Consider the following 22903-nt stretch of genomic DNA (forward strand, 5'->3'; position numbering starts at 1 on the left):
AAGCCCCGGAAGAAGGTCCCCAGCAAGACCACGCTTCCGGGGCTTTTTTCGTGCGATGACCTCTCGGCGCTTTTTTACGATTTCGCTCCAACCCCTGATACTGTTTCCCTTTTTCCTCGCTTTGCGCTAGGACAAGTGCGTGTTTATCCTGGCCAACTGCGCGGTATTCCTCGCTTCCTTCCTGCTCTTCCAGTTAGAGCTCGTTGTCTCCAAGGCAGTGCTGCCCGGCTTCGGCGGCAGCTACCTCGTCTGGGCGGTGTGCGTCATGTTCTTCCAGGCTGCGCTGCTGGCCGGGTACGGCTGGGCGTACTTCCTGGCCGGCCGCTCGCACTCCCGTCTCTGGACCGCACTCCATGTGCTGTTCTGCCTGGCGCCGCTGGCGTTTTTCCCCATCGACCAGACCATTCTCGCCCACCCCAGCTACGGCCTGGCGCATATCCTGGAGATATCGTGGATGCTGGCGCGCACCGTGGGGCCGGCCTTCGTGGTTCTGGCGGCCATGGGCCTGGCCACGCAGCAGCGCGTGGCGCTCTCCGGCATGGGCAAACGGGTCAACGCTTACGTGCTCTACGCCACGTCGAACCTGGGCTCGTTCGCCGGGCTGATGAGCTACCCCTTTGCCGTAGAGCCGCTGCTGGGCCTTGGCGATCAGCTCACGGCGTGGCAAATAGGCTTTGCCGTGGCCGCGGCAGCGCATCTGGCCGTGTACTTCGGCTGCCCGCCTGCAGTTGCCGAATGTTACGATCCGTCTAAGAATATAGACAGGCGCACGCCCTGGCGGAAGCGGCTGACGTGGCTCGTGCTCTCCGCAGCCGGCGCGGCCATGTTCCTCTCCGTGACCAACGCCGTGACCATGGATCTGGCCGCCGTGCCCCTGCTGTGGACCGTACCGTTGGCGCTCTATCTGCTCACCTTCTCCCTGGCTTTCCGGACCCGGCCGTGGTGCCCGCAGGCGCTCAGGGACAGATTCCCCCTGGCCGCGGCCGTGGGCTTTTTCCTCTTCCTGCTCATCCAGCAGTCGTACTCGCTGCCCGTGGCGGTGATGGGGCTGGCGCACATGGCCGTGCTGCTGGTGGTGTGCACCGTGTGCCACACGGCGCTGTACGAGTCGCGGCCGGAAGACCCCGGCCGGTTGTCGTCCTTCTACATGCACCTGGCATTGGGCGGGTTCCTGGGCGGCGTGCTGGTGAGCTGGGGGGCGCCCCTGGCCGGGGCGAGCCTGGTGGAGTACCCCACGGCCATTGTGCTGGCCGGCGTGGGCCTCGCACTGAGCGCCTGGAGCCGCGGCAAACACCCCCTGGGCAGTGTGCGCTCCGTTGGGCTGCGCATGGCCGGGGCGTTCATGCTGGCTTTGGCCTGGCCCGCGGCACTGGATCATTTCAAGGCCGTGGACACCAGTCTCATCGCCGTGGGTGGCGGGTTCCTGCTGGCTCTGCTGCTGTATAAGCTGGAGCGCCGTAGCGCCGCCGTGGCCCTGGTGGGCGTGGCCGTGATTCTGGCGGTGCAGGCGCGGGATCTGTACGGCCCGGCCGGTGGCTACCTCATGCGGCTGCGCAACTTCTACGGCATCTACAAGGTCTATGACGAAGCCGACACGCGCTACCTGCGGCATGGCACCACCCTGCACGGCATGCAGCATCTCGACGCCGCACGGCGGGACATCCCCCTGGCCTACTACCATCCCTCCACGCCCATCGGCCGGCTCCTGCGGCAGGGGCAGAAGACGGTGCCGCCGCTCGTGCGCAATGCCCCTGTGGCGTTGGTGGGATTGGGAGCCGGCAGCCTGACCATGTACGCAAAGCCCGCCCAGCCGTGGGACATCTTCGAGCTGGACCCGGACAACCTGACCGTGGCGCGAAAGTACTTCAGCTACCTGGACCAGAGCGCCGGTGAGCTGCGCTTTGTGTTCGGGGACGCGCGCCTTTCCCTGACCAGGGAGCCGGACGGCCGGTACGGCGTCATCATCATCGACGCCTTCAACTCCGACTCCATTCCGGTGCACCTGCTCACGCGCGAGGCGTTTCTCGAGTACTTCCGCTGCCTGAGCGGCGACGGCGTGGTCGCCATGCACCTCTCCAACAAGTACCTCGACCTTGTGCCCGTGGTGCAGGCCACGGCGCTGTCTGCGGGCTGCTCCGTGCTCATCGACGAGTACATCACGGATGTCGACCCTGACGCCCGGGCGTGTATCTGGGCGGCCTTCACCCGCAACAGGGACGACAGGGATGCGCTGGTGCAGCTGGGCTGGCGGGATATCTCGGACTTTCCGCCGCAGGTGGCCGCCTGGACGGACGACTACTCCAACATCTTTTCGGCTTTGCGGTAAAAGCCTGGCTTTCCGCGCCCTTGGCGGCAGGGCCGGTCATGAAACCGGCCCGGTGTTGTGTTGGGCGGGCGCTACTGCCGCTTGACGATGTAGGTGTAGCGCAGGTTGTGGTTGCGCCAGAGGTCGTACTGCAGCTCTTTGGCGCCCTGGAGCGTTTCACGCGAGCCGATGAGCACGCGGTACCACATGCCTTTCTCGGTCTGGACTGGCCGGATGAACGCGCCCCGGATGTGCGTGCTCTGGAGGTAGGCGAGGCGCTCCTTGGCCAGCTGCGGGGTGTGCCATGTGGATTCGAGCACGTTGTACTCGGTCTGGGCGGTGTCGTTGGCCGAGGTCTGGACCTCGCAGACGGCCGGCGGTGCGTCGGAGCCGTAGCAGTAGCCCTTGGCCTCCATGCAGTCCTTGATCTCGTCGCCAAGACCGCCGCCGGAAACGCCGCGGCCGGTCTCCAACAGGAACTTCGCAGTGTCCCGGCAGTCGGCGAAGTCCTCGTCCCACACGGACGCAGGCTTTTTGGGGTGATAGTATGCGGAGCGTGATCCGCAACCAGACAGGATCGCAATGCATACCAGACCGAGCACAAGGAGGGAGAGGCGCGTAGTCACTATGTGTTCTCCAGAGAGTTTAGAGATTCTTTACACAATATATATCTCTAGTTGAGAGTATTCAAGCAGTAGATATCAGTCAGAATACACCGGCAGGACGCCGGAAGGCGACTACTCGGAATCAGAGAGATGTACAGGCTGTCGTCTGAGCCGGATCATGCGGATGAGGCTGTCGGCAATGGATGCGAGCACGGCCAGCGTCGTCCAGGAGGCGATTTGCGATGCCTGGCCGGGCTGGATCACGCCCTGGGCCAGGAGCAGACCGGCCGCCCCAGGCAGGGCCAGATTCACGCCGAGCAGGGACCAGCCGAGAGCTTCGCGGCCCTGGAGAAGCTGGGGAGCGCCGGGGCATATCCAGCCCAGTACGGCCAGCCCCAGGCAGCGCGCCCAAAGGGCGGCGGTCCAGTGTGCGCCTTCCTTTGCGAGCACGGCGCCCAGCGCACCGGGCACCGGCCCCAGCGTGGCGCAGTACAGGGCGATGGAGACGGACTTGACCATGTCCTGCGCCACCCGCGGAAAGCTCAGCTGGATGCGCGCCGAGATCTCCTGCGCCAGCTCCATGGCGAGGTCCGGTCGCGAGAGCAGCTGCCCGGCGCTGCCTGCGGCGTGATCGATGACAACGCGCAGCCCGGAGAGCGCCGGCCCCAGCGTGGGGAATATCGCGACGTAAAGGCCGAGCAGGATGAAGCCCATGGGCAGCCGGCCCAGGGATATCTGGCCTGCGCCGGGACAGAGCCAGCTCATGGCTACGCCCCACGCCGGATGGATCTGCGGCGGATCGCCTGCCGCCTGCCGCCTGCGCACCGCGGCCTCCACGGCGCCGGCCATGCCCCAGAACCACAGCACCAGGGCGATGAAGAACGCCGCGCCAAGCTGGAACAGAGGCAGCGGTTTGTCCACAGTCGCGCCCAAGGCGAGGTCCAGCAGCGCGCTGACCGTGACGGCGAGCTCCCAGGAGCCCCAGACGAACACGGCGACAAAGGCGGTGAACACGGCGGCGCCGCGGATGCGCGCTCCGGCGTACCACTCCCCGAAACCGGGAGCCATGGCCGCGTAGACAAACGCGCGGTGCACGCTCACGGGCACGGCCGCGTCATCACCATGGACACCCGGCGGCGTGTCGTGCGGCTCCGGCGGCAATGGCTCTGGGGGGATGGGCGTATCGTCGTACACCGGCGCATCCTCGCAACGAGGGAGTTATTGAAGGCTGGGGCGGTCGGGCAGTTCGTCCGCGTTGCCAGTATGCAAACCGGCGGTTATGCCGGCTGCACGTTCGGCAGCCAGGGCCTCGCGGAGGCTGCCTGCCGGCAGCAGTGTCCAGGATTCCAGACGCTCCACCACGCCGTTCGGAAGCTCCACCCGCACCGGCAGGGGCGTGCCCTGGCAGACGGTCATGCGCACGCCGGCCAGATCCGGACACGGAACGGCGGTCTGCTCCACCGTATCATCTTTTGCAGTGGAGGGGGCTGCGGCAGGGGGCGCGGGCAAATGGCCGCCGGATGGGGCGTCGTCCGTGGCCATAGCCGTATCCGCCGGAATTTCCCACACGGAACAGGTCGCGTTGCCCAGAGGCGTCTCGCCGACAACCACGGCGCCGAACCTTTTGGGGGCGAACTCGCCAAAGAAGAACGCACACTGCGGCGCGAGGTCGAGGTCGGCAAGCTCAATATCCCGCCGTTGTCCGTCGGGCGTCTGGAAATGTAGCGTCTGCTGCTCCATATCTACAATCTGGACGCCTGCGTCGTCTTCCGCGCGGAAGTACGGCGGGTCGTACTGGATGCGGCTGACGCTGCGCGCGCCGTCCGGCGTTTCCCGGATGCGTACGGCCTGGAGCGCGTTGCGCGGCGGGGCCGCGATGTCCGGACGGGTGCTTGTGGAACGGGAGCCGGAATCATCCTGCGGAGCGGTCGTCGTATCGGCCGTCGCCGGCGCATCGGCGTTGCGCTCCGGGGTCGAGTACGCGTGATAGATCAGCAGCGCAGCGAGCAGGACCGCGGCTGTCGCCGCGATGGTCAGACGGAATGTTTTGGAGGTCGTCAAGGGAAGGAGGAGCCGCGGCGGTCAGAGCCGCGTGTCATGGAAATGGCGGCCGGACTCCCCGAGCGGAGAAGCCGGCCGCGCAGAAATGGAACCCAGCTAGAACGTGACGTGGGTGGTGTCGGTGAAGTGGATCTCGTGCAGGTCGATGCCGAGGATGAAGCCGACCTCTTCCTGCCTGGTGATCTCGTTGTAGTAGCGCATCTCGATGTGCTTCATGTTGGTCAGCGCATAGGCGAGATCCTGGTCTATCACGGCGTGGTACTCCCCGCAGTTGGCCTTGATCCAGACGCTCTTTGAGAGCGGGTCTTTGCGGATGTCCGTGATTTCCCTGACGGGAATTTGAGTGAGAATCCGCTCGTGGTCGCAAATGAAGTGGCCGAGCTTTTTGGGTTTTTCCGGGAAATAGACGTCGCGGTAGGCGCTGAAGGTCTTCCGCACCATGTCGCCGCGTTCATCCTGATACAGGACATAGCCCTTGGCATTGATCCATTCCTTGTCGGCGGCGACTGCGGATTGGACGAACAGGAAGCACAGCCCCGCAAGCAGGAGCAGAGTGGTCGCAGAAACGCGCTTCATGGGTGGTCCCTCCTGAATTTTTGCGCGTCGGCATACGTCGCGCAAGGCGTCGTAAGCGATCGTGTTGGCGTGCCGGCGTTCCGGCTCGCAGCGTGTAGGTTCTGAACAGGCCGCACGGAACGTCGGGCACGCAGGCGGACGCCTTTCACCGGGCAGCAACCCATAATACCGATGCCTCGCATGAATGCGCCGTTCCTTGTTGCCGGAACATGGATTCCGGACACAGACAGAGTCCGGCCGGACGATCTCCATGCGACCGGCGTCCATGACGCAGGGCCTGGAGACGTGAGCGCGGCGCGATACATCATCGAATCATCGTACTGCAAAGACGTGATCCCCACCTGCTCCAGCAGATCCGTTCTGTGGGCAAGGTGGCGTGAAAATTTACATATCCCTTTACTATGCTTTGCAGAAATTGGCAATAGCGACGAGCAATTAAGATTGTGTCCCGCAGAAAGGTCGCGTGGACGTTCCGGCGGGTAGCAGTGATGCGATGCAGATACCCACGGCAAGGGCCTGCCGCAGACTGTTGTAGGCCCGGCCATACATTCCAATGTACGGTGGATGGTGAGCGTTGCGCAGGAATCGCAAGCCGGTTCGCCGTGGCGTGCACGTTGTGCATGACGCGCGCCCTGCAGGGTCAGAATGCCCGGCGCAGGCGTTTTGTCCGCGTTCCGGCAGACTGCTCCGCATGCATGCTCCGCTTGACCGCATACATGTCATGGTCCGCCTCGCCCAGCAGCGAGGCCAGATCCTGCTTGGGAGCGCGGACGGCCACGCCCACCGACGCGCCGATGGCCCGGTGCTCGGCGCCGGGAACGATACGCGCCAGGTCCAGCTCGGAAAATCCTTCTTCCAGACGCCGGCGGAATGTGCCCGCGCCGGGCAGGTCGGTCTGCGGCAGCAGCACCACGAACTCGTCGCCGCCCAGGCGCGCCACGATGTCGTCCTTGCGCGCATACTGTTTGATGGTGGCGGCCACGACCTTGAGCACGGCGTCGCCGGCGTCATGGCCGTACGTATCGTTGATGGGCTTGAAGCGGTCGAGGTCGATGAAGAGCATGCTCAGGGGGATGGAGTGGGCCTCGGCTTCGCGCACCAGCCGGGAGCCCTGGCGCATGAGGTGCCCGCGGGTGAAGACCCGGGTGAGGTCGTCCAGGGCGTGGGTCAGGGTGGTGAGCTCCTTGTCCAGGAGATCGATGATGGACTGGCCCAGCACACAGAGGAAATGTTCGAGAAAATCCGTGGCCTTGTCCGGGGCGTAGCGGCTCGGGTCCTGGTCGAGCAGGGTGATGTAGCCAAGGATCTTGTCCGGCTCGCCGGCGTGGATGATGGGGTAGATGAAGCAGGAGCCGGGGCTGCCGGCCAGCTCGCCCAGAAAGCGCTCCGGCTGCTGCAGCTCGGACGGCGCCCCCATGTAGTAGGGCCGCTCGCAGCCCGCGCCGGTCAGCTCGGAGCCTGCGTCCCGGAGCTCGGCCTCGGTGCAGGTGTCAAAGTGATCCGTGGCGATCTCGCCGTAGGCGTCGCTGGAAAGAACGAGCCGGAAGACCTGCAGGCCGAAGATTTCCTGGAGCCGGAGCAGGAGGTGGGGCAGCTCGGTGAAGCTGGCGGTCTTCTGGATGATGGCGATGGACGAGCGGAAGCGGTTGAAGGTGCGCAGCGAGTCGCGGTAGTTGGCGGCCATGCAGTCGGCCGAGGCCCGCAGGTTGCGGATGGCTCGCGTAGGGCTTTCGGAGGCGGCGATACAGGCGGCCGCTGGGGCCGGTTTGTCCGCGCCGGCATCCGGCAGGGTGCGCGCCTCTACCATGATCCGCTGGGAGGCCTCGTGTATGAGCGAGAGCTCGCGCTGCATGGCTCTCTTGTCATTGCGCTTCATGGCCTCGTCCATGCGCTTTGTGGCCGCGCAGACAGCAAGTGCGTCCCGCATCAGCTGTTCGGCGCTCATGCGTGACCTCCCAGAAGGCGCCCTGTTGATACGGAGGCGGATGCTGCGGACAGCCGTACACGCACGGTTCGAGCCATGAGAGCGGAGCTAACGGAATGGATGGCGGTAGCACGCATCGTGCAACAGACGGCGTGATCGGAGGCGCTGTGGGAGAACGAAGGAGTGCGGAGCATATCCATGGGCAACCGGCTGTCTCGGAGAGACCCTGTGGCTTTCCGTCCCTGCTTCGCAGCAGGTTTGGCTTTGTTTCCAGAATATATCATTGCATATCATCGTGAAGATTGCATTGCAAGTTACGTTGTCGCAGTGACAGACAGAGTATATCACCATGCAGTGTGGGGTGAAAAGTGCATCCCCAGACGTTTTGCAGCGGCGTATACCGGAAAGAAGCCCAATCGGTTTTCCTGCACAGCGTTGACAGGTAGATGACCTGATCAGTAGACTATATTTTTTGGTCAAGGTGAGGGGGCTTTATTCAACAAGGGCAGTCGGTTGCCCGGAGGACAGATGCAAAGCAGCAAGATGGATCTGAAAATCAAGCAGTATGAAAACACTGTTGTCGAATACATCCGCAAGTCGCATGGCGCATTCATAGTCGCTTCTCAGGATACGACGTTCCATTCCGTACTTCGCAATACGATCAACAAGCAACTCGCCGTGACCGATGATTGTATTATTTCCGTCCTGGATGAGAACAATATCCTCAAGGCGCTTCGGGATACGATGCATCGCCGCAAGAACATCGTCGTCTTCATCGAACGCGTGTTCAACAACAAGGAAACGGCGTTTCTGGTCAAGCAGATCAAGAACGCGTTCAACGACGTCAAGGTCGTTATCCTGACCGGAGAGACGGATCGGCAACGCTTGGTCCTGCTGCACGAGATCGGCGCGGACAACTTTATTTCCAAGCCCATCTCCATGAACATCCTTATCGAGAAGATCGCCTTCACCATCAAGCCGCAGGGCAAGATCGGCAAGCTTATCGACAAGGGCAAGCAGCTGGTCAGCCAGGAGCAGTTCGAAGAGTCGCTGAAGATCGTACGCCAGATCCTGGACATCAAACCCAACTCCGCAGCCGGCTACCTCATTCTCGGCGACGCCTACAAGGGCCTGGGGAAAAAGGAGAAAGCCGTGGAGGCGTACGAGAGCGCCTGCGAGCACGCCTCCATGTACATGGAGCCGCTCAAGAAGCTCGCCGAGTTCTACGAGGAGGAGGGCGACCACGAGAACCGGCTCCGCTACCTGGAGAAGCTGGACAAGCTCTCGCCCCTCAACGTGGAGCGCAAGGTGGACATGGGCGGCATTCACGTGGAGATGGGCAACGACGACAAGGCCGAGGTGCTTTTCGACCATGCCATCAACCAGGCCAAGCGAGAGGCCATGAGCTACATTGAGGAGATTTCCTCAAAGATCGGCGGCATCTACGAGAAGCGCGACCCGGACAGGGCCGTGAAGTACTACCGCAAGGCCATCGAGCTGAAGGGCGACATGCTCGACAAGTCCGACATCAAGATATTCAACGCCCTGGGTATTGCCTTGCGGCGGCAGGGCAAATGGCGCGAGGCTGTGGACGAGTACCACAAGGCGCGGACCGTCTCGCCCGAGGACGAGAACCTGCTGTACAACATCGCGCTGGCCTATGCCGAGGGCAAGGAGATGCGCAAGGCCACTGAGCATCTGGAAAAAGCGCTCCAGCTCAACCCGGAGTTCCACATGCAGGACCCGGTCATCGCCTACAACTTCGGGCTGATTTACACCAAGGCGCGCAAGAGCGACGAGGCCCGCCAGTTCCTGGAGGCGTCGCTGACGCTGAACCCTGGCTTCGACAAGGCCAAGACGCTGCTCGACTCATTGTAAAAGCGTCCCGCTGTTCTGGTTGTGCCGGGGGGCGTTGTCCCTTGGACAACCCTGCCAGGGCTCATTGCTTTTGGTCCCCGATCGGGGTCACATTTCTCTAAAATAGAAGAACCGGGCCGGCGGGCAATGCGAACCGACCAGAGGTGAGCCTGGGGTGAGCCCAAAGGCAGGGCGCATCAGTTGGGCGATGTTCTCGGACCGCCGGGGCCGGCGTGACGGCGTCTACTCTTCTTCGGTGGGGTTCAGGACCTGATCGAAGTTGTAGACGTCGTCCTCGAAGTCCTTGGTGACCTCGAAGCCCACGGCTTCGGCAAGGCCCACCATGCCGGCGTTCTCAGCCAGGGCCTGACCAGCAATGCGGTGGGTTCCCCGGCTTCTGCAGTACTCGATGATCTTCTTCATCAGCTGCTTGCCCAGGCCCAGGCGCTTCAGGTCGGAGCGCACGAGGATGGCGAACTCGGCTTCCTCGTTGTCCGGAGAGGTGGAGGCGCGCACCACGCCCAGAGTCTTTTCCCCGCCTTCTTCGTCCCCGCAGACCTCGGAGCCCTTGGCGATGAAGGCCATCTCGCGGTCGTAGTCGATGTGCGTGAGCTTGGCCATCTCCGTGCGAGGAAGCTCGCCGATGTTGGAGAAGAAGCGGTAGCGCATGTCCTCGGCGCTGACGTGCTCCAGAAACTCCCAGTGCGCCGGCTCGTCCTCTGGCCTGATGGGCCGCAGGAAGACGCGGCGGCCGTCCTTGAGCGTGACGCAGACCTCGAGCTCGCGCGGGTAGGGCCGGATGGCGAGCTGGTCCTCGCCGCGCTCCACCTCGGCCTTGGCCACGTGGATGGCGCAGTCCAGGGCCATGACGCCCTCGGCGTCGGCAAAAAGCGGGTTGATGGAGAGCTCGAATATCTCCGGGATATCGACGATAAGCTGGGATATCTTCACCAGCGTCTGGCAGATGGCGTCCATGTTTGCGGCCGGGAACTCCCGATGCCCCTTGAGGATGGAGGCCACCCGCGTCCGCGATACCAGCTCGTGCGCCAGGCCCAGGTTCAGGGGGGGCAGGGCCACGGCGTGGTCGTCGGCGATCTCGGTCAGGCTGCCGCCCTGGCCAAAGCGGATGACGGGCCCGAAGACCGGGTCCGTGACAACCTCCACAAAGAGCTCATGGGCGAAGACCCGGCGCATCATGCGCTGCACCACAAAGCCGTTGATGCGCGCCGAGGGCTGCTGCTCCTGCACGCGCTCCACGATGCCGGTCACGGCCTCGCGCACCTGGGCGTCGGTTTCCAGATCCAGGGCCACGCCGCCGGCCAGTGACTTGCGCAAAAGGTCGGGCGAAAGGACCTTGACTGCCACGGGGTAGCCGATCTCCTGCGCCGCGTGCACGGCGCCGTCCGCACCGTCCATGTCCGAGACGAGCCGCGTTTCCACGGCCGGAACCTTGTAGGCCGAGAGTACGGCCATGGCCTCGGTGCCGTTCATCAGCTGCCGGCCGGACTCCAGGGTGCGGGCCACGAGCTGCTTCACCTCGTCCGTGTCCGGCATGAACGACTCCGGCATGGAAGGCGGCACCTCCACCAGCAGTTCCTGGTTGCGGCGGTACTGCACCATGTTGCGGAAGCCGCGGATGGCCTTGTCCGGCGTGGAGTAGGTGGGCATGCCGGCCTTGGCGAACACGGCGCGGGCCTCCTCGGCCGCTTCTTCCCCCAACCAGCTCGTGAGCACGTTGCGTTTGGATTTTTTCGCGGTCTTGGCCACGGCCTCGGCCACTTCCAGGTCCGGCACGGCGTGGGTGGGCACGTGCATCACCAGCACGGCGTCGGTGTTTTTGTCCTTCAGCAGATAGGAAAGCGCCTGGGAGTACAGCTCCCCGGAGGCGTCGCTGCGCAGGATGAGCGGGTTGTCGAAGGACCAGGAGCCCTCCATGGTCTCGATGAGGTGCTGCTCGGTCTCCACCTCCAGCGTGGCCAGCCTGCCGCCGGCCATGACCAGGCTGTCTGTGGCCAGAAATCCGGGGGAGCCGCCGTTGGTAAGGACGGCGAGCCGCTCGCCGCGCAGGGGCCGCGATCGGGCCAGGGTCTCCACGGTGTCGAACAGGGTGTCGATGTCGTTGACTCGCAGCATGCCGGCCCGGCGGAAGGCGGCGTCGTACACCTCGTCCGAGCCGAGGAAAGCGCCGGAGTGCGCAGCGGCGGCGCGGGCTCCCTGGATGGAGCGGCCTGCCTTGAGCACCAGCACGGGCTTGTTGCGCGCCACGGCCCGCGCGGCGGACAGAAAGTTGCGGGCGTTGACGATGGTTTCCAGGTAGAGCAGCACCGCGCGGGTGTTGGGGTCGCTCATCAGGTAGTCGAGCACGGTGCCGAAGCGGATGTCGTAGCGGTCGCCCAGCGAGATGAAATGCGAGAAGCCGATGGACTGCGACGTGGCCCAGTCGAGCACGGTGGCGAAGAGGGAGTCGGACTGCGAAACAAAGGCCACCTTGCCGGGCAGGGCGTGGCGGTGGGCCAGGCTGGCGTTCAGGCCGATGGACGGGTTGATGAACCCCAGGCAGTTGGGACCCAGGATGCGCATCTCGTGCTTCTGGGCGATGTCCAGGAGATTGCGGGTGAACCCGTCGCGGGCGTCGCGGTCGAAGCGGAACAGGCCGCGCGAGAGGAGCACGGCCGCGTGGCAGCCGCGCTTGCCCAGATCTTCCAGGTGCCGCGGCAGTTCCTCGTGCCTGGCCAGGATGCAGGCCATGTCCGGCGTGAGCGGCAGGGTGTCCACGCTGCGGGAGCTCTCTTGGCCCAGCACGGGCTGCATGTCCTCGCGGACAGGCATGACCGGGCCGAGGAACGTGCCCGAAAGCAGGTTCTCCATGATCTGGCGGCCGGGGGAGCCGGGCTCCTCCGACGCTCCGATAACGGCGACGGATGTGGGCTTGAAGAGCTTGTCGAGTTTGGAAATTTTCACGTGGCGACCATGGAATAGGGTGCAGGGCGTTCCGGGAAAGCCAGGGCAGCGCCTGCAGATATTGTATTCCTGTGATTTTCGGGCAAGTCAATGGCGAAGAACCCGTGAACGGTGTGTACGCCACGGCGAACGGCTTTACTTTTATTCGCCGGTATTCCATATCATAAAGAAGGACGCCCTTCGATCGTGCCCCGGATATCCCTGGGACGGCCGGATCCGAATGAGCTGATCGAGCGCCTCCATTCCAGAAATTCCAATCAAACAGACGGGGAAGCGCATGAGCCACGAAGACATTGAAAGCATGATGAGGGAGAAACGTACGTTCGAGCCGCCCAAGGAGCATCGCGATAAAGCCTACATTACCTCCATGGAGGAGTACGAGAAGCTCTACAAGCGCTCCATGGACGATCCCGACGGGTTCTGGGGCGAGCGGAGCGAAGAGCTCATCCACTGGTTCAAGAAGTGGGACACCGTAGCCGATTACGACCTGCACAAGCCCGAGGTGAAGTGGTTCAGCGGCGGCAGGACCAACATCGCCTACAACTGCCTGGACCGCCACGTGCAGAACGGCCGGCGGAACAAGGCCGCGATCATCTGGCAGGGCGAGCCCGAAGAGGACGTGCGCGTCTACACCTACCAGATGCTGCACACTGAGGTCTGCCGCTTCGCCAACGTGCTCAAGTCCATGGGCGTGAAAAAGGGCGACCGCGTCTCCCTCTACCTGCCCATGATCCCCGAGCTGGCCATCGCCATGCTGGCCTGCACGCGCATAGGCGCCATCCATTCCATTGTCTTCGCCGGCTTCTCGGCCGTGAGCCTGCAGAACCGCATCCAGGACTGCGAGGCCAAGGTGCTGGTCACCTCGGACGCCGTGCTGCGCGCCGGCCGGACCATCCCGCTCAAGCCCAACGCCGACGAGGCCATGAGCAAGTCCCCCTCGATCCAGAAGTGCGTGGTGGTCAGACGCGCCGGCAACGAAGTGACCATGCAGGACGGCCGCGATGTCTGGTGGCACGAGGTTATGGAAGACGAGTCCATCTCCGGCGAGTGTGATTGTGAAGAGATGGAGGCCGAGGACACCGCCTTCATCCTCTATACGTCCGGCTCCACGGGCAAGCCCAAAGGCGTTGTCCACACCACGGGCGGCTACCTCACCTACGTGGCGCACACCACCCAGTGGGTCTTCGATCTCCACGACGAGGACGTCTACTGGTGCACGGCGGATATCGGCTGGATCACCGGCCACTCCTACATCGTGTACGGCCCGCTGGCTCTGGGCGGCACCTCCCTCATGTTCGAGGGCGTGCCCTCCTACCCCTCGCCGGCGCGATACTGGAAGGTGGTGGAGAAGTTCAAGGTCAACATTTTCTACACCGCGCCCACCGTTGTCCGCGCGCTCATGCGCGAGGGCGTGGAGTGGACCAGGAAACACGATCTCTCCAGCCTGCGCGTACTCGGCTCCGTGGGCGAACCTATCAACCCCGAGGCCTGGATGTGGTACTTCAAGTACGTCGGCAACGAGAAGCTGCCCATCTGCGATACGTGGTGGCAGACCGAGACCGGCGGCATCCTCATCTCCGCCCTGCCATACGCCACGCCGCTCAAGCCCGGTTCCGCCACCATGCCCATGCCCGGCGTGGAGGCCGCGATTGTCCGCGCCGACGGCTCGGACGCCAGCCCCAACGAGGGCGGCCACCTGGTGATCAAACAGCCCTGGCCCGGCATCCTGCGCGGTGTGTTCGGCGACCCGGCGCGCTACAAGTCCACGTACTTCGAGCGCTTCCCTGGCATGTACGAGTCCGGAGACGGCGCCCGCGTGGACGACGAGGGCTACTTCTGGATCATGGGCCGCCTGGACGACGTCATCAACGTCTCCGGCCACCGCATGGGCACCGCGGAGATCGAGTCCGCCCTGGTGGCGCACGAGGCCGTGGCCGAGGCCGCCGTGGTGGGCATGCCGCACCAGGTCAAGGGCGAGACCATCTACGCCTACGTGACCCTGAAGGGCGACGTGGAGGAGTCCGAGGAGCTGCGCAAAGAGCTGCGCGCCTGGGTGCGCACGGAAATCGGGCCGATCGCTACACCCGAGGTGCTGCAGTTTGCGGAAGGGCTGCCCAAGACGCGTTCGGGCAAGATCATGCGCCGCGTGCTGCGCAAAATCGCGGCGTCCAAGTACGACGACTTCGGCGATACCTCGACCCTGGCCGACCCCGGCGTCATCACCGAGCTCATCGAGGGCAAGAGGAGCCTGCTGGGCGAGGACGAGTAATTACGACACAACCAGCGTTCCTAGGATATTGGACATGCAGAACCCCCGTTCCCTTGTTGATGAGGGAGCGGGGGTTTTCTTTTCATATCGTGCGGGCTGCATGACGTCGGGCAGGCCGTCCTCTCGCCCAATCCCTGCGCTGCGAGCTGCGCAGGATTGCGGCATCCGGCTCCAGCAGGGCATCATCTTTTTGGTCGTCCGTTTTTGGATGCAATCTCCCCAAAAAAAGACAGGAAAAGCTTGCCAAGATGGGAGCGATTCAATAAAAAAGTCGAACCATCGAGCTTGGTTAAGGCAGAGAAGAGCTCCAAATCCTCATGGTGGGGAAGCGGGGTTCTTCTCGTGCGTCTTGTCTATTTTTTTAGACAGAAGCCAAGCGTAAGACGGTGCTGGCAACAGCACGATTCCGATTGCCTCAGAATATCCGCTTCAGCACTGCTTCCCGCGCCGCGGCTGTTGCCGCCTCGTCCTGGGCCGGGGCTTGGGCCGCAGTTTCCCGGCGTTCCTGCTGTGGGAACAATGGCAGGAAGTCCTGGCCGGGGGTGAGGCTCGCCACCATGAGGTCCTCGATGGGCGAGTACTCGGCCGGCGGCTCCGGGAAGTCCTCCCAGGCATACTCCTGCTCCACGGCCTGGCGGTAGGCCAGCCACACAGGCAGGGCGGCGCGCGATCCGGTCTCGCCCTTGCCCATAGGCGTGAGATCGTCGAATCCCACGTAGACCCCGGTGAGCAGGTACGGCGCAAAGCCCATGAACCACGCGTCGCGCTCCTCGTTGGTGGTGCCGGTCTTGCCGGCCACGGGGCGATCCAGCGCGCGAGCCCGGCGGCCCGTGCCTTCCTGCACCACGTTCTGCAGCAGGGTGGTGACGGTGTAGGCGTTCTCCGGCGTGATGGCGCGGGTGCGCTGCGCCCGAGTGCGCAGGATATCCACACCCCAGGACGACTGCACGCTGCGGATGAAGCGCGGCGCAACAGTAAGGCCGCCGTCGGCAAAGGCCGTGTACGCCTGGCAGAGGTTCAGCGGGCTGACAGCCTGCGCGCCCAGGCTGATGGGCAGGTACGGCGGGAACTCGCCCTCCAGCCCCAGGGCCCGCGCCCGGCGGATGACCCGCTTGATGCCGATGGCGTTGGCCAGCTTGGCCGTGACCACGTTCTTGGACTTGGTCAGCGCGGTCTTCAGGGTGATGGGGCCGCTGTAGCGGTCCTTGTAGTTGCCGGGGGACCAGGTGCCGAAGGTGACCGGGGCGTCGTCGATGACCGAGGTCGTCTTGAAGCCGGCGTCCAGAGCCGCGGAGTAGACCACCGGCTTGAAGGCGGAGCCGGGCTGGCGGTGCGCCTGGGTGGCGCGGTTGAACTGGCTGCGGGTGAAGTCGTACCCACCCACCAGGGCAAGGACCTCGCCGGTGCGCGGCTGCATGGAGACCACGGCCCCCTGCACCTTGGGGGACTGGGCCAGCTCCAGCTCCAGATGGCCATTGCCGTCGTTGGCCGTGACCCGGGCCATGAGCACGTCGCCGGGTGTGCAGCGCCGCCACGCCGGGGCCCAGGCCATGTCCTTTCCGTTGAGCTCGGACCCGCTGGAGCCCATGCGCACGCGCAGGCCGTGGTCCAGCTTCTTGATCACCAGGACCTTGGTCCACTCCCCCACCTGCGCGCTGCGGGCGCTCTGCGTTTCCAGGAACAGCTCGAACTCTGCCGGCTCGATATGCCCGACCGGCCCGATCCAGCCGCGGCGCTTGCTGGAGTCCTCCAAACCTTGCCTGAGCGCGGCCTCGGCAGCAGCCTGGTGAAAGAGGTCCACGCTGGTGTTCACGGACAGGCCGGACTCATACAGCGCGTCGGCCCCGTACTTTTCCAGGAGCACACCGCGGGCGCTGAGCTTTTCCTGGGAGAGCTCCTCCAGCAGCAGGCGGCGCACCTCCTCCAAATAGTATGCGCCCAGTCCCCAGGAGGGGTCGGGCATGGAGGTGTAGACCAGGGGTTGCTTCACGGCCGCGTCGTACTCCTCCTGCGTGATCCATTGCAGGCCGAGCATGAGCCGCAGCACTGTTTCCTGGCGCTCCTTGGCCGCTTCCGGATGGCGGAAGGGGTTGTAGGTGGACGGCGCCTTGGGCAGACCGGCCAGCAGTGCGGCCTCGGCCAGGGAGAGGTCGGCCGCGTGCTTGCCGAAGTAGGTGCGCGCCGCCGCCTCTATCCCGTAGGCTCCGGCCCCGAAGAAGATCTCGTTCAGATAGATGGTCAGGATCTCGTCCTTGGTGAGGTACGACTGGAGCCGGTAGGCGAGGATGGCCTCCTTGAGCTTGCGCTCGTAGTTCTTGCGGGAGGTGAGCAGCAGGCGCTTGATGATCTGCTGGTTTATGGTGGAGCCGCCCTGCACGATGGAGCCGTGCTGCATGTTGACGAAGAAGGCGCGGATGATGGCCGAGATGTCCACGCCCTCGTGCTCGTAGAAGGTGTGGTCCTCCATGGCCAGGAATGCCTGGCGCGCGTGCTCGGGAATCTGGTCGAAGGAGACGAGGAAGCGGCGCTCCCGCGCGAGGTAGCCCAGGATCTGTCCGTCGCGGGCGTAGACCGTGGTGACGAGCTGGGGCCGGTAGTCCGTGAGCTGAGTAAAGGCCGGCAGGTCGCGCGCGGCCCAGAGGTACATGCCGTAGCCGACGGCTCCGGCCAGACACGCCAGCAGGGCGATGAGCACAAAGAGTGCGACGATGATGTAATGTTTCGTGCCCATGCGGCGTACTTCCTGCGCACCGGCTTACGAAGCGGGTGGCGCGATAACGTCTATATCGGCAGATACGGCCAAAGGATCATGGGATGCTGCCGTCATACCATGCACAAGGCGTTCCGGGAAAGGGAAATACAGGAAAGGAAGCGCGGGCAGGGGGAGCGGGGAACGCGGTAGGGCAAGGCGTCGAAAAGAGCCCCGGCCGCGCGGAGACGGCCGGGGCCCGACACATTGCGCATGTGGAGGCGCCTACTTGAAGACGATCTTCTTCACTTCCTCGGCGGTCACCTCGCCGCGGCCGATCTTGCCACGGGTGCGGTCGTAAAACTCGAAGGTAATAGGCGAGGAGAGGTCGCCCACGAGGAGCTGGATGGGCGCGCCCTGGAAGGACTGGCTCACGGTGCCGCGCACCGGGCGTTTGCCGCGCACAGTGACCATGACCTTGTTCAGGCCGCGGTTCTCCACGCACTTGAGCTCCTTGGCCGGAATGCGACGCTCCACGCCGTCGTGCACATAGACATAGTCGTGGAAACCGACGTTGAGGAACTTGGTGACATTCTGCCGCTCGCCGTTCAGCGTGTACAGGTACCCTTGCAGATAGTTTGCATCGTCGGCCTGCGCTATGGACGCGAAGGCGAGTATAAACGCGGTGAGACAAAGAACAGTAAGACGAGCACGCATGATGCACCTCCTGGAGGCCGTATGATGTCTGTTCGTATCAAGCAAAGTTCAGCGCCACAGACATGCATGGCGCAGTCCTGCAATGCGAATCCGGCAACAGGGCTTGCGACAGTCCTGTTGCATAACAACGTAATGAGCCCTCCTTTCTATATAAAAGAAGTACAATCCTGGCAAGAAGTAAGCGTAAAAATGGGGGGTTGGAGCATCCGAACGCGCAGAAACTGGCCAGAGGCCGTCCGGGGTGCTATGATTTTGGCATGAAACTGGGCGTTTTTGCACGCTGTACACAGAAGCTGAAAAGGACTGATTCCCATGCACGAGCCGCCGATTATTCCTGATGAGCGCGAGGGCGACCTCCTCGGGTTCGAGCTCCGGCACAATCCGGACCTCGCCGTCTTTCTGGCTGGCAACCAGTTCATGGCCGCGCCGCACATCCTGAAAGCCTTTGCCGCAGAACGGCCGGACTTGGCGCGGATATACTGCGAAACCCTGCCCCCCGGCCTGGAGCTCCGGCAGATACTGGCCGGCAGCGCCGTGTTCCGCGGGGAGATCCTGACGGTGCGGCCGGATTTCTACGCGCCGGTCTCGCAAAAAGGTGTGGACGCCGTGGTGCAGGCCGGGCTGGCGGATCGGGATGCCTGCAAGCCGTATGTGCACAACCGCATCGTGTTGCTGGTGCCGGCCGGTAACCCCAGGAACATCGCCGGGCCGGCGGATCTTGCCAGGGAGGGCGTGCGCGTGAGCCAGCCCGACGCCGCCATCGAGGACATCGGCATCCACATCCGCGCCATGTACGAGAAAGCCGGCGGCGCAGCCCTGGCCGCGCGCATCCTGGAAGACAAGGTGCGGGCCGGCGAGACATACGTGACCACCGTGCACCATAGGGAAACGCCGCAGCGCCTGCTGGACGGCGAGGCCGACGTGGGGCCTGTCTGGGCTACCGAGGCGGCCCATGCCCGCGACCGTGGCCTGGCCCTGGAGATGGTGGACCCAGGCCCGGAGCTGGACATGCACGAGGTCGTTGCCTACATGGCCTGCCCTCTTCGCGGCGGCGGCAATCCCGAGGGTGGCCTCGCCTTTGCCCGGTTCCTCCGCAGCGCAACGGCGCGGGAGATTTACTCGCGGTTCGGGTTCATTCCGGCCTGAGCTCGCCGTAGAGCCGGGCCCCGGCCGGATCGCTGCCGGAAGTCCGGCCAGTCCTTCGGGCCGAAACATACCCGATTTGTGCGGGCATTTCCTCAACACACAGATTTTACAACAGAAATCAATATTCTTTGACCAATTTTCGCGCCGCTTCTCCTGGTACGGACTTTCATTCGCCGTGGGCAGTGGTATGCTGGCGCTGTTTTTTCGTGCCACGCACGGCGCTTTTGCCATGCGTCCGCGCTGCGAGCTTCGCGGTGCGGACGTATTTCATTGCATACAAGCGAATACGAGCAGAGAGGAATGAATTATGGATTATCACGAACCGGTTGAAGAGCTGCAGCAACAGGACAGGAACTTCGTGCGAGCCCTGAGCAGCCTCAAGGAGGAGGTGGAAGCCATCGACTGGTATCACCAGCGTGTGGCCACCTGCCAGGACCCCCAGCTTAAAGCCATCATGGCGCATAACCGCGACGAAGAGATCGAGCACGCCTGCATGACCCTGGAGTGGCTGCGGCGCAACATGCCCGGCTGGGACGAGGAGCTGCGCACCTATCTATTCACCTCCGGCGATATCACCGGGCTGGAGGAAGCAGGCGGCGAGGGCGAGGCCCAGGCGGAAGGGGCTCCGGAACCCTCGGGCACGCCCGGCCCCCAGAACGGTCTGGGACTGGGCCGTCTGAAACGCTGACACTCGTGTGAAGTGCATCAACAATTCACTGCAATATAAGGAGTTTCTCCATGGATATTTTGAAGCGATCATTGGCGCCGATAACAGAAGAAGCGTGGGACGAGATCGACTCCACGGCGCGTGACGTACTCTCCGGGCTGCTTTCCGCCAGACGCGTGGTGGATGTGGAAGGCCCCATGGGCTGGGATTACGCGGCCGTGCCTCTGGGCCGGCTCGTGGTGCCGGAAGGCACGCAGCCCGATGGACTGGAGTACGGCCTGAACACCGTGCAGCCGCTGGTGGAGGTGCGCGCACACTTCGACCTCGACATCTGGGAGGTGGACAGCATCATCCGCGGCGCCAAGGGCATCAACCTGGACAATCTGGAAGATGCGGCCAGAAGGATGGCCTCGTTCGAGGAAAACGCTGTCTACAAGGGCATGAGCACGGCGTCCATCACGGGTCTCATGGAGTCCTCCCCGTATGGCACCCTCCATGTGAGCGGCAAGGCCGAGGATATTCTGCACCAGGTCACGCGCGGCATCCAGGCCATGATGGCGGAGTCCATTGAAGGACCGTACGCCCTGGTGGTCAACCCGCAGATGTGGCTGTCCATGTCCACGTACGTGCAGGGCTACCCCTTGAAGAAGCACCTGGAGGAGCAGCTCGGCGGACCGGTGCTCATCTCCTCGTTCCTCGATGGCGCCTGCCTCGTCTCCACCCGCGGGGGCGACATGCGCATGGTCGTGGGCCAGGACATGGCCATCGGCTACTACCGCCATGACAAGACTACGGTGTCGCTCTATTTTACGGAGTCATTCACCTTCCAGGTGTTTGAGCCGCACGCCATCGTGACCTACAACTGGACTGACTAGCAGAGCGTGCGTATGAAGTGATGCCGCAGGCCGGCGGGGCGCGATCGCGGACCATGCTGCTGTGGACCCATGCGCAACGGGCGTTCAAACGGACGCCCCGCCGCCCCGGACAGGCGTTTTCCCGGTGTTGAAAAAAATCGCCCCGGCATGTAGAAAATAGGTTGACGGCAACGCGCACTACGCATACAAGACGGATTCCACAACGCCGCGTCCCCATCGTCTAGTGGCCCAGGACTCCGGCCTCTCACGCCGGCAACAGGGGTTCAAATCCCCTTGGGGACGCCAAAAGAAAATCACAGGGTTATCCGAAAGGGTAACCCTTTTTTTGTGCATCAAGCCTCATCCCCCCGTCCCTTGGCCGTGGCAAGTGTCTTGCGGTCATTATTCGCGGCGCCCGCCTGGATTGTTGATCGCATTGCTTGTCGAAGTGCTTCAGAGCCAAAGGTGGCGTGATCTTTTCTATTTCCACGCCGGAACCAGGAGTCTTTTCCTGATTCCGGAGGCTGCTTTGGCCTCGGTGTAAGTGGTCTTGGCCTCCGGCGCAGGACCATTTCCAGGTAGGCGGTGGCCCATCCACGGATGGTCAAAGCCGCCGGCGGCCACCCACTCCAAAGCAGCCTGCTTTACGTTGTTTCACCCCACGCTCCCGCGAGGGGGAGCGACTGGGGTGAGACACGGCCTCGGCCGGGGTTCAACGTTTCAATCCGCGCTCCCGCGGGGGAGCGACCCCGATATCGGTGCGCCTCACGAGCCCGAGTATGTTTCAATCCGCGCTCCCGCGGGGGGAGCGACTGGCGCGAGATCGACATGCGCGAGATCAAGCGGTTTCAATCCGCGCTCCCGCGGGGGGAGCGACTCCATGCTTCGTTCTGCTTCCCAGGCTCCGCGATTTGGTTTCAATCCGCGCTCCCGCGGGGGGAGCGACTTCTGCCTCCAGAGTCTTTCCTTACGCGCATCCTGTTTCAATCCGCGCTCCCGCGGGGGGAGCGACGCGTAGTCCTGCAAGGTCATGACATTCGTAGCGAGTTTCAATCCGCGCTCCCGCGGGGGGAGCGACCCGCAGACAATATGCCCTCCTCGGCAATATCGAGTTTCAATCCGCGCTCCCGCGGGGGGAGCGACGTGGTGTGCGCGGACTTGTGCAACGCCACCTCTTTGTTTCAATCCGCGCTCCCGCGGGGGGAGCGACCACGGCGTGCCTTGCCGCCTGATCAGCCGCGATGTTTCAATCCGCGCTCCCGCGGGGGGAGCGACCCCACACTAGACGTAACCCGCTGGATTCACAGGTTTCAATCCGCGCTCCCGCGGGGGGAGCGACCTGACCAAAATTTTGGCCGGACGCTCCATGGATGTTTCAATCCGCGCTCCCGCGGGGGGAGCGACGAGCGGCCAAGCTCCTGCTGGTCAAAACGTTCGCGTTTCAATCCGCGCTCCCGCGGGGGGAGCGACGCGCATAGGTGGTGGATATGACGTCGATTCGTTCGGTTTCAATCCGCGCTCCCGCGGGGGGAGCGACATCCCATTTCCCTGGCGCGTCTCCGACAACTAGGCAGTTTCAATCCGCGCTCCCGCGGGGGGAGCGACCGCCAGCACCGGGCGTGCTCTCGGTCACAATCCAGTTTCAATCCGCGCTCCCGCGGGGGGAGCGACCGGAAGTGATATCCTGGCGGGTGACAAGGGACGTTTCAATCCGCGCTCCCGCGGGGGGAGCGACGATGATGCCGGCGCCGTCATTGAGCGACTTAACAAGTTTCAATCCGCGCTCCCGCGGGGGGAGCGACACCCACATTCCTGAACAGGCGGACCAATCGCAGGGTTTCAATCCGCGCTCCCGCGGGGGGAGCGACCATCCAAAGCGCTTTGCGCGGATATGCCGCCAGTTTCAATCCGCGCTCCCGCGGGGGGAGCGACTTTTCCGCAACATCGGCCTCGACTACTTCATGGAGTTTCAATCCGCGCTCCCGCGGGGGGAGCGACTGATGCCGGCGCCGTCATTGAGCGACTTGATGAAGTTTCAATCCGCGCTCCCGCGGGGGGAGCGACCATCCAAAGCGCTTTGCGCGGATATGCCGCCAGTTTCAATCCGCGCTCCCGCGGGGGGAGCGACGCGTCGGTTTGAGAAGCGCATGCGGACGGACATTGTTTCAATCCGCGCTCCCGCGGGGGGAGCGACTGGCCGCATATGCGAAGATGTTGCAGCGTTGGGTTTCAATCCGCGCTCCCGCGGGGGGAGCGACCGCAACCACCCCGA

At 63.9% G+C, this 22903-nt stretch carries 14 protein-coding genes, 1 tRNA gene, 1 CRISPR repeat array and 1 riboswitch (1 of these 17 running past the window's edge); of the genes, 7 read left to right on the forward strand and 8 right to left on the reverse strand.

Annotation, left to right across the window (positions count from 1 at the left end):
• The first annotated feature begins 139 nt into the window (after positions 1–139).
• Positions 140–2326, forward strand: coding sequence for a spermidine synthase (locus tag E8L03_RS15625; protein WP_171267850.1), 2187 nt, complete (start codon positions 140–142; stop codon positions 2324–2326).
• A gap of 71 nt (positions 2327–2397) precedes the next feature.
• Here E8L03_RS15625 and E8L03_RS15630 read toward each other — a convergent pair whose 3' ends face one another.
• From E8L03_RS15630 to E8L03_RS21120, 5 genes are all read right to left on the reverse strand, one after another.
• Complete coding sequence (locus tag E8L03_RS15630) at positions 2398–2931, reverse strand: SPOR domain-containing protein (protein WP_144233998.1); 534 nt, start codon at positions 2929–2931, stop codon at positions 2398–2400.
• Between the two features lie 111 nt (positions 2932–3042).
• Positions 3043–4104, reverse strand: coding sequence for a hypothetical protein (locus E8L03_RS15635; protein WP_171267851.1), 1062 nt, complete (start codon positions 4102–4104; stop codon positions 3043–3045).
• A 24-nt stretch (positions 4105–4128) separates the two neighbouring features.
• Entirely contained in the window at positions 4129–4971 is an 843-nt protein-coding gene (locus E8L03_RS15640) for a hypothetical protein (protein WP_171267852.1), read from the reverse strand.
• Between the two features lie 96 nt (positions 4972–5067).
• Positions 5068–5547 (reverse strand): hypothetical protein, encoded by a 480-nt coding sequence (locus E8L03_RS15645; protein ID WP_144233995.1) that lies wholly within the window; start codon positions 5545–5547, stop codon positions 5068–5070.
• Between the two features lie 640 nt (positions 5548–6187).
• Complete coding sequence (locus E8L03_RS21120; protein ID WP_280530778.1) at positions 6188–7492, reverse strand: GGDEF domain-containing protein; 1305 nt, start codon at positions 7490–7492, stop codon at positions 6188–6190.
• A 177-nt stretch (positions 7493–7669) separates the two neighbouring features.
• Positions 7670–7744, reverse strand: a riboswitch (cyclic di-GMP riboswitch).
• 255 nt (positions 7745–7999) lie between these two features.
• Between E8L03_RS21120 and E8L03_RS15655 the strand changes: the two genes are divergently transcribed.
• Positions 8000–9349 (forward strand): tetratricopeptide repeat protein, encoded by a 1350-nt coding sequence (locus E8L03_RS15655; protein ID WP_144233994.1) that lies wholly within the window; start codon positions 8000–8002, stop codon positions 9347–9349.
• A gap of 222 nt (positions 9350–9571) precedes the next feature.
• On the opposite strand, the gene E8L03_RS15660 is transcribed toward E8L03_RS15655, so the two are convergent.
• On the reverse strand, positions 9572–12289 hold the full coding sequence (locus E8L03_RS15660; protein WP_171267853.1) for a bifunctional acetate--CoA ligase family protein/GNAT family N-acetyltransferase: 2718 nt from the start codon (positions 12287–12289) through the stop codon (positions 9572–9574).
• A 277-nt stretch (positions 12290–12566) separates the two neighbouring features.
• Here E8L03_RS15660 and acs point away from each other — a divergent pair, with 277 nt between their 5' ends.
• Positions 12567–14558, forward strand: a complete 1992-nt coding sequence (gene acs, locus E8L03_RS15665) for an acetate--CoA ligase (RefSeq protein WP_171267854.1) — start codon at positions 12567–12569, stop codon at positions 14556–14558.
• A gap of 415 nt (positions 14559–14973) precedes the next feature.
• Here acs and E8L03_RS15670 read toward each other — a convergent pair whose 3' ends face one another.
• Both E8L03_RS15670 and E8L03_RS15675 read right to left on the reverse strand, forming a co-directional pair.
• Entirely contained in the window at positions 14974–17289 is a 2316-nt protein-coding gene (locus E8L03_RS15670; protein ID WP_171267855.1) for a penicillin-binding protein 1A, read from the reverse strand.
• 243 nt (positions 17290–17532) lie between these two features.
• Positions 17533–17964, reverse strand: coding sequence for a hypothetical protein (locus tag E8L03_RS15675; protein ID WP_144233988.1), 432 nt, complete (start codon positions 17962–17964; stop codon positions 17533–17535).
• Positions 17965–18276: 312 nt separating this feature from the next.
• On the opposite strand from E8L03_RS15675, the gene E8L03_RS15680 reads away from it, so the two are divergent.
• The 4 genes from E8L03_RS15680 to E8L03_RS15695 all read left to right on the forward strand — a co-directional run bounded on the left by E8L03_RS15680 (position 18277) and on the right by E8L03_RS15695 (position 20937).
• Complete coding sequence (locus tag E8L03_RS15680) at positions 18277–19110, forward strand: molybdate ABC transporter substrate-binding protein (protein WP_171267856.1); 834 nt, start codon at positions 18277–18279, stop codon at positions 19108–19110.
• Between the two features lie 307 nt (positions 19111–19417).
• The gene (locus tag E8L03_RS15685; RefSeq protein ID WP_208738192.1) at positions 19418–19798 is read left to right on the forward strand and encodes an encapsulin-associated ferritin-like protein; all 381 of its coding nucleotides are present in this window, start codon (positions 19418–19420) and stop codon (positions 19796–19798) included.
• Between the two features lie 50 nt (positions 19799–19848).
• Positions 19849–20652, forward strand: a complete 804-nt coding sequence (locus E8L03_RS15690; RefSeq protein ID WP_144233985.1) for a family 1 encapsulin nanocompartment shell protein — start codon at positions 19849–19851, stop codon at positions 20650–20652.
• 209 nt (positions 20653–20861) lie between these two features.
• Positions 20862–20937 (forward strand) — tRNA-Glu (locus tag E8L03_RS15695).
• Positions 20938–21348: 411 nt separating this feature from the next.
• Positions 21349–22903: direct repeats of the CRISPR family, unit length 32 nt; unit sequence GTTTCAATCCGCGCTCCCGCGGGGGGAGCGAC; it runs 2298 nt beyond the window's last position.

The organism is Oceanidesulfovibrio marinus, from assembly GCF_013085545.1.
Lineage (GTDB): Bacteria > Desulfobacterota > Desulfovibrionia > Desulfovibrionales > Desulfovibrionaceae > Oceanidesulfovibrio > Oceanidesulfovibrio marinus.